General features: G+C 73.5%; 8 protein-coding genes. 7 read left to right on the top strand and 1 reads right to left on the bottom strand.

From position 1 onward, the window contains the following. The 7 genes from AC1MIR_RS05020 to soxA form a co-directional block, all read left to right on the top strand. Positions 1–1802, top strand: a 1802-nt coding sequence (locus AC1MIR_RS05020) for a hypothetical protein (RefSeq protein WP_480027091.1), incomplete at its 5' end; no start/stop codon positions are given. Positions 1803–1814: 12 nt separating this feature from the next. Beyond that, on the top strand, positions 1815–2192 hold the full coding sequence (locus tag AC1MIR_RS05015) for a hypothetical protein (RefSeq protein WP_480027090.1): 378 nt from the start codon (positions 1815–1817) through the stop codon (positions 2190–2192). Between the two features lie 111 nt (positions 2193–2303). Beyond that, positions 2304–3857: a xanthine dehydrogenase family protein molybdopterin-binding subunit gene (locus AC1MIR_RS05010; RefSeq protein WP_480027089.1), complete on the top strand. Its 1554-nt coding sequence runs from the start codon at positions 2304–2306 to the stop codon at positions 3855–3857. Then, positions 3854–4360: a sulfur oxidation c-type cytochrome SoxX gene (gene soxX, locus AC1MIR_RS05005; RefSeq protein ID WP_480027088.1), complete on the top strand. Its 507-nt coding sequence runs from the start codon at positions 3854–3856 to the stop codon at positions 4358–4360. The genes AC1MIR_RS05010 and soxX overlap by 4 nt, the downstream gene beginning before the upstream one ends. Next, entirely contained in the window at positions 4357–4815 is a 459-nt protein-coding gene (locus AC1MIR_RS05000) for a thiosulfate oxidation carrier protein SoxY (RefSeq protein WP_480027087.1), read from the top strand. Before soxX ends, AC1MIR_RS05000 begins: the two co-directional genes overlap by 4 nt. Positions 4816–4822: 7 nt before the next feature. Next, positions 4823–5149, top strand: coding sequence for a thiosulfate oxidation carrier complex protein SoxZ (locus AC1MIR_RS04995; protein WP_480027086.1), 327 nt, complete (start codon positions 4823–4825; stop codon positions 5147–5149). Continuing rightward, on the top strand, positions 5146–5886 hold the full coding sequence (soxA, locus tag AC1MIR_RS04990) for a sulfur oxidation c-type cytochrome SoxA (RefSeq protein WP_480027085.1): 741 nt from the start codon (positions 5146–5148) through the stop codon (positions 5884–5886). Before AC1MIR_RS04995 ends, soxA begins: the two co-directional genes overlap by 4 nt. Here the strand turns inward: soxA and AC1MIR_RS04985 are convergent. Continuing rightward, the coding region (locus tag AC1MIR_RS04985) for an FCSD flavin-binding domain-containing protein (RefSeq protein WP_480027084.1) at positions 5883–7164 on the bottom strand (1282 nt) is incomplete at its 5' end. The two genes, soxA and AC1MIR_RS04985, sit on opposite strands and share 4 nt — an antisense overlap.

The following is a 7164-nucleotide window of genomic DNA, read 5'->3' as shown; positions in this document are numbered from 1 at the left end:
CGCGCGCGCGGCGCCTGCCCGAACTCGAGCTGCGCACGGTGGAAGTGCCGGAAGGCGGCAACCAGGGCACGCGGCTCTGGACCGCGATGGAGCGTGCGCTGGCCGAGATCCCGCGCGCGCGGCTGGCCGGCGTGGTCGCACTCAGCGACGGCCAGGTGCACGACATCCCCGCCGCGCCGGCGCTGGAGGCGCCGCTGCACCTGCTGCTGCCAGGCAACGAAGGCGAGGTGGACCGCCGCATCCGCGTGGTGGAGGCGCCGGGCTACGGCATCGTCGGCCGCCAGGTGGAGCTGCGCGTCGTCGTCGAGGATCTCGGGGCGTCCGGCCCTGGCGCCGCCGCGCGGCTCACGATCCGCCGCGACGGCGGCACGCCGCGCGTGGAATCCGTGCCCGTCGGGCGCGAGCACCGGATCGCGCTGCAGATCGAGCGCGGCGGTCCGACGGTGGTGGAGCTGACGGCCGAGACGCGCCCCGGCGAGGTCTCCGAGATCAACAACCGCGCGGTGATCAGCATCAACGGCGTGCGCGACCGGCTGCGCGTGCTGCTCGTGAGCGGGGAGCCGCATGCCGGGGAGCGCACCTGGCGGCGGCTGCTGAAGGCCGACCCCAATGTGGACCTGGTCCACTTCACCATCCTGCGCCCGCCGGAGAAGGACGACCTGACGCCGCTGCACGAGCTGGCGCTGATCGCCTTCCCGGTGCGCGAGCTGTTCCAGGTGAAGCTGCGCGAATTCGACCTGATCGTCTTCGACCGCTTCGCCAATCGCGGCCTGCTGCCGCCCGTGTACATGCGCAACATCGCCGACTATGTGCGCGGCGGCGGGGCGCTGCTGCTGGCGGTGGGGCCGGAATTCCTCGGCCCGACCAGCCTGGCCGCGACGCCGCTCGGCCAGGTGCTGCCGGCGCGGCCACCGACCGGGGCCGGCGCCGCGCAGGCCGCGCTGCTCGAGCAGCCCTTCCGCCCGCGGGTGACCGAGACCGGCGCGCGTCACCCCGTCACCGAGGACCTGCCCGGCGCCAACCCGGCAGACGGTCCCGGCGAGGCGAGCTGGGGCCGCTGGTACCGCGCGCTGCGCACCGAGCCGCGCTCCGGCGCCACGGTGATGGACGGGCCGGGCGGCGCGCCGCTGATGGTGCTGGACCGCGTGGGGGAGGGGCGCGTCGCGCTGATGCTCTCCGACCATATCTGGCTGTGGTCGCGCGGCCATGACGGCGGCGGCCCGCAGGCCGAGCTGCTGCGCCGCATCGCCCATTGGACGATGAAGGAGCCGGAGCTGGAGGAGGAGGACCTGACGGCGCGCATCGAGCACGGCCAGATGACCGTGCTGCGCCGCAGCCTCGAGCCCGGTCCGGCGCCGGAGATCACCATCACCGCCCCCGATGGCGGCATCAGCCGTCACCCGCCCCAGGCGCGCGGCGGCCGCGCGCTGGTGGAGATCCCGGCGACGCTGCCGGGGGTCTGGCAGGCGACCGATGGGCGCCGCACCACCTTCGCCGCGGCCGAGGCCGGCAACCCGCTGGAGATCGCCGACCTGCGCGCCGACGCCGCCCGGCTGCGGCCCGTGGCCGAGGCGACCGGCGGCGCGGTGCGCTGGCTGGGGACCGAGGCGGCGCCCGCCGTGCCGGAGCTGCGGCGCGTCGCCGCCGGCCGCGACACCTATGGGCCGGGCTGGATCGGGCTGCGGCGCAACGCGGACCATACCGTGACCGGCATCACCGCGCTGCCGCTGCTGCCGCCCTGGCTCGCGCTGCCGCTGGTCCTCGGCCTCGCCATCCTGGCCTGGCGGCGCGAGGGGCGGTGAGTTGACGCCGCGATGCGCCACACCGGCCCGCGCGCCATGCGGCGCCTGATCCTCTGCCTGACGCTGCTGCTGGCCGCCTGCGCCCAGGGGCCGACGCTGCAGGAGCGGCTGTCGGTCTGGATCGGGCGGAGCGAGCTCGACCTCGTGACCGAATTCGGCGTGCCGAACCGCACCTTCGAGCTGGAGGGACGGCGCTTCCTGCAATTCGAGCAGCGGCGCACCGTGCCGGTGGCGGCGCCGGCCTTCGACCCGTGGTACGGCCCCTGGGGTGCGCGCGCCGGCTTCTGGCCGCCGCCGCCGTCCTATGCGGTGGTGGGCTGCGACATCACCTTCGTCATCCGCGAGGGACGGGTGGAGAATTTCTCGTTCCGCGGCCAGGGCTGCGTCTGACCCGGCGCCGCCGGCTCCTCGCCGCATCGGCAGCGCCCGGGGCACGGCCTGCCCGACCGGCGCAACCGCGAGGCGGTTCCACTCGGCCGGGCGCTGCTCTAGTTTCCCGCCATGCACGCAGCCCTTCGCCTCGCGCTCCTTGCCCCGCTGCTGGCCCTCCCGGGGCTGCTGCCCGCCGGTGATGCCGCCGCGCAGGGCATGATCCGGCCGCCCGATCGCTCCACCGGTCCGCTGGCCCCGGCCCCGGCGCTGCCCGGGCTGTCGTCGCGACCGAGCCTGCCGCCCATCCCGGCCGGCGAAAGCACCGCCGACATGTCGCCGAACGCCGCGATGTTCGACGGCATCGTGCGCGGCGATCTTGCGGCGGTGCGCGATGCCGTCTCGCGCGGCGCCGACCTGAATGCGCGCAACGCGCTCGGGCTGACCCCGATCGACGCGGCGGTGGACCAAGGCCGCACGGAGATCGCCTTCTACCTGCTCTCGGCGCGCGACCTGGCCCGAGGCGCACCGCCGCCCGAGGCCGGCTCCGCCAGCCTGGATGCGCCGCCGCCCGATGCCGCGCGCCGCGCCAGCGCAGCCCGGCGCGATGCGGCGCTGGCCGCCGCGGCGCAGGCGGCGGGCCTGCCGCAGACCGCCTGCGACGTGCACCGCGTGGATCTCGGCGGCGGCTTCGGCCGGCGCACCACGCATGACTGGCTGATCGACGCGGTGCTGATCGCCAAGCAGATCCCCGGAACGCCCGTCAAGACGATGTGGACGCGCGAGGAGGACATGGTGCAGGGGCGCTACCACCCCGTCACCAAGTGCAAGCTCACCGCCGGCCTCGATGCGCAGGGCAACGTCACCGGGCTGCACATGCGCATCTCCGGCCAGTCCATCCTGTCCTTCGTGTTTCCGAACGCGCTGCAGGCCGGGCGCGATCCGGTGGTGTTCCAGGGGCTGAACCCGAGCGGGGCGGAAGGCCGGCTCGGCTACGACTTCCCCAACCTGCTGATCGACCACGCGATGCGGAACACGCATGTGCCGCCGCATTTCTGGCGCGGCGTGAACCACAACCAGAACGCCATCTACCTGGAGTGCTTCATCGACGAGATCGCGCATGCGACGAACCAGGACCCGCTGGCGCTGCGGCGCAAGCTGATGGCGAACCACCCGAAGCACCTGGCGGTGCTGAATGCGGTGGCGGAGCGCATCGGCTGGGGCGGGGCGCTGCCGCCCGGCGTGCAGGGGCGCGGCATCGCGCAGCAGATGGGCTTCGGCAGCTATGTGGCGGCGGCGGCCGACGTCTCGGTCAGCGACAAGGGCGAGCTCAAGGTCCACCGGATCGTGGCGGCGACGGATTGCGGCCATGCCGTCAATCCGCGCCAGATCGAGATGCAGGTGGAAGGCTCCTTCGTGTATGGCCTTTCCGCGCTGCTCTACGGCGAGTGCACGGTGAAGGACGGCGCGATCGAGCAGACCAACTTCGACACCTACAACGTGCTCCGCATGGACGAGATGCCGAAGGTCGAGACGATCGTCATGCCCTCCGGCGGGTTCTGGGGCGGCGTGGGCGAGCCGACCATCATGGTCGCCGCGCCCGCGGTGCTGAACGCGATCTTCGCGGCCACCGGCAAGCGCATCCGCGACGTGCCGCTGAAGCACCAGGATCTGCGCCGGGCGTGATCCTTCCGCCTGCACTCCATCGCCCTTCCCCGCGCCGCGGGGCAGGGCCGGGGTGGGGGCGGCGCGCCTTCGCCGCGCTGCTGCTGGTGTCGCTCGCGGCGCCGGCGGCAGCCCAGGTGGCGCCCTTCGTGGTGACGGAGGACGCCATCGCCGCGCCGCTCGACGGGCGGGTGGGCGATGCGGCGCGGGGCGCGGCGGTGGTGCGGAACCGGGAGACGGCGAACTGCCTGATCTGCCATTCCATCCCCGATCGGCGCGAGCGCTTCATGGGCGATATCGGCCCGCCGCTGGCCGGGGTCGGTTCGCGCCTCACGCCGGGGCAGATCCGGTTGCGCCTGGTGGATGCGACGCTGCTCAATCCCGGCGCGGTGATGCCGCCCTATCACCGCGTTGCGGGGCTGGTGCGGGTGGATGAACGCTATCGCGGCCAGCCGGTGCTGACCGCGCAGGAGATCGAGGACGTGGTGGCCTGGCTCGCCACGCTGAAGGACCCGGGGGAATGAGGTTTTCGCGACGTTCCGTGCTGGCCCTGCCGCTCGCCGCCACGGCGACGGGCGCCGCCGCGCAATCCGCCATGCGGACCGCCGCCGGCGAAGACTTCGCGGCGGCGGAGCGCGCCATCCTCGCCGGCCGCACGCCCATCCCCGGCGGCATCGAGATCGACATGCCGCCGCTGTCGGAGAACGGCAATTCGGTGGACCTCGCCATCCGCGTGGACAGCCCGATGACGGCGGAGAACCACATCGCCGCCATCCACATCCTGTCCGAGCGCAATCCCTTCCCGCGCGTCGCGCGCTTCACGCTCTCGCCGCGCGCGGGCCGGGCGGAGATCGCCACGCGCATCCGCCTCGCCACCACCCAGACCATCCTGGTGTTGGCCGAGACCAGCAAGGGCCAGGTGCATCGCGCGGGCCGAGAGGTGATCGTGATCCTCGGCGCCTGCGTGGACGGAGGCTGAGACGGCCATGAGCGGCAGCATCACCGCGCGCATCACCCTGCCGGAGAGCGCGAAGAAGGGCGAGGTCGTCCCGGTGCGCGTGATCGTGCGCCACCCCATGGAGCGCGCCGTGGATGCGCCCGGCCTGCGCCCGGTGCCGCGGAAGATCCTGCACACGCTGCGCGTCACCTATGCCGGCGCCGAGGTCTTCCGGATGGAGATGTCGCCCGGCATCGCCGCCAACCCCTATGTCGAGTTCACCACCGTCGCCGTCGAGACCGGCCCGATGGTCTTCGAGTGGGAGGAGGATGGCGGCGCGGTCTACCGGCGGGAGGCACGCCTCGTCGTGACATGATCCGCCGCGCGGCGTTTCTTGCGGGTCTCTGCGTCGCGACGCTGGCCGGCGCGGCGGAGATCCGGCCCACGCGCGACTATCTCTCGCCCGAGCTGCGCGCGCAGCAGGAGGACACCTCGCGCCATCCCGGCTGGCTCTGGGTGGATGAGGGCGAGGCGCTGTGGCGGCGCGGCGAGACAAGCTGCCAGTCCTGCCACGGCGACATCGCGCGCATGGCGGGCGTCGCCGCGCGCTATCCGGCGGTCGCTTCGGATGGCGCGCTGCTGAACCTGGAAGGCCGCATCGAGCGCTGCCGCACGCAGCACCAGGGCCAGGCGGCATTCGGCTATGAGAGCGACGAACTGCTCGCGCTCACCGCCGCCATCGCGCTGCGCTCGCGCGGCATGCCGATGTCGGTCGCGGTGGATGGCCCCGCCGCGCCCTTCCTCGAGGCGGGACGCCGCTTCTACGAGACGCGGCAGGGCCAGCTCAACCTGGCCTGCGGCCAGTGCCACGACGACAATGCCGGGCGTCGGTTGCGCGGGGACGTGATCTCCAACGGGCTCGGCACGGGCTATCCCGCCTATCGCCTGGAATGGAACGGCATGGGCTCGCTGCATCGGCGCCTGCGCGCCTGCTCGCTCGGCGTGCGCGCGACGCAGTTCGATCTCGGCTCGCCGGAGTATCTCGCGCTGGAACTCTTCCTCGCCGACCGCGCCCGCGGCCTGTCGGTGGAGGCGCCCGGTTTGCGCCGTTAGGCGTCGGAAAACATGTCCGCCGTGATGCTCTCGTACCAGGCATCCGCGTAGCGCGCCTCCAGCCGCCGCTGTTCCGGCAGGTCGCCGCGCGGGGAGGTGCCGCCGCCCTCGCGATCCTCGATCACCGCGCTGCCATCGGCGTTCGGCCGGAAGATCCCGACGATGGAGATGCCGTAGTCCGGCGCGACATGCGAGTAACAGGTGTTGAAATACACCGCCTCCGGCGGCGGCGCGCCGCGCAGCGCGGCAAGCGCGCTCGCCACCGCCTGCTTCGCGCCGTTGTTCGCGATGAAGCCGGATTTCGGCATCGGGCCGGGCTGGTTCGCGTCGCCGATCACATGGATGCCGGGCGCGTTGCGCGCCTCGAGGCTGCGATAATCCACCGGCACCCAGCCGCTGGAGTCCGCGAGCCCGCTGTCGAGCGCGATGGCGGCGGCCGATTGCGGCGGGATCACATTCGCCACGTCCACGCGATGCCGCGTGCCGAGCTCCGTCTCCAGCACGCGCGCGCGCGCATCAACGCGCACCACGCGCCCATCCACATTGCCCGGGACCCATTCGATCATGCCGCCATAGAGGGCGCGCCAGGCATCCTGGAACAGCGGCTGCTTGCTGAAGCGCTCCTTCGCGTCCAGCGCCAGGATCTTGGCGCGCGGCTTATGCCGCTTCAGCCAATGCGCGATCATGCTGATGCGCTCATAGGGGCCGGGCGGGCAGCGGAAGGGGTTGGGCGGGATCGCCAGCCCCACCACGCCGCCATCCGGCATGGCCTGCAATTGCCGCTGCAGCAGGCGCAGCTGCGCGCCGTCCGCGGCGATCCAGGCATGCGGCATCGCCTCCGCCGCCGCCGCGTCATAGCCCTCGATCGCGTTCCAGCGCAGCGCGATGCCGGGCGAGAGGATGAGCCGGTCGTATGCTACGCTCTCCCCGCCGCCGAGCCGCACGCGCCGCGCCACCGGATCGATCGCCGTCGCGCGGTCCTGCACCACGCGCACGCCGAGCTTCGCAAGGCCCGCATAGCCGAAGGTGATGGTGTCCATCTCGCGCAGGCCGCCGAGCACCAGATTGCCGTAGGGGCAGGTGATGAAGCGCGGCTGCGGCTCGATCAGCGTCACCGCGACCTCGGGCGCGGTGAGGCGGGCGAAGCGCGCGGCGGAGGCGCCGCCGAAGCCGCCGCCCACCACCACCCGCCGCGCCTGGCCCTGCGCGCGCGCCCGCGCCGGCGCGGCGAGCCGCGCGAGGGCGGCGCGGCGCGGCAGCGCGGGCCTCGCGCCGCGG

The sequence above is a fragment of the Falsiroseomonas sp. RANM36 genome, assembly GCF_056682175.1.
The sequence above is the reverse complement of the archived record's forward strand: the minus strand, read 5'-3'. Positions and strand labels throughout refer to the sequence as shown.

Coding starts and splice junctions, on each gene's coding strand:
- AC1MIR_RS04995 (WP_480027086.1), top strand. CDS start 4,823: ATGAGCGGCAGCATCACCGCGCGCATCACCCTGCCGGAGAGCGCGAAG.
- AC1MIR_RS05015 (WP_480027090.1), top strand. CDS start 1,815: ATGCGCCACACCGGCCCGCGCGCCATGCGGCGCCTGATCCTCTGCCTG.
- AC1MIR_RS05000 (WP_480027087.1), top strand. CDS start 4,357: ATGAGGTTTTCGCGACGTTCCGTGCTGGCCCTGCCGCTCGCCGCCACG.
- soxA (WP_480027085.1), top strand. CDS start 5,146: ATGATCCGCCGCGCGGCGTTTCTTGCGGGTCTCTGCGTCGCGACGCTG.
- AC1MIR_RS05010 (WP_480027089.1), top strand. CDS start 2,304: ATGCACGCAGCCCTTCGCCTCGCGCTCCTTGCCCCGCTGCTGGCCCTC.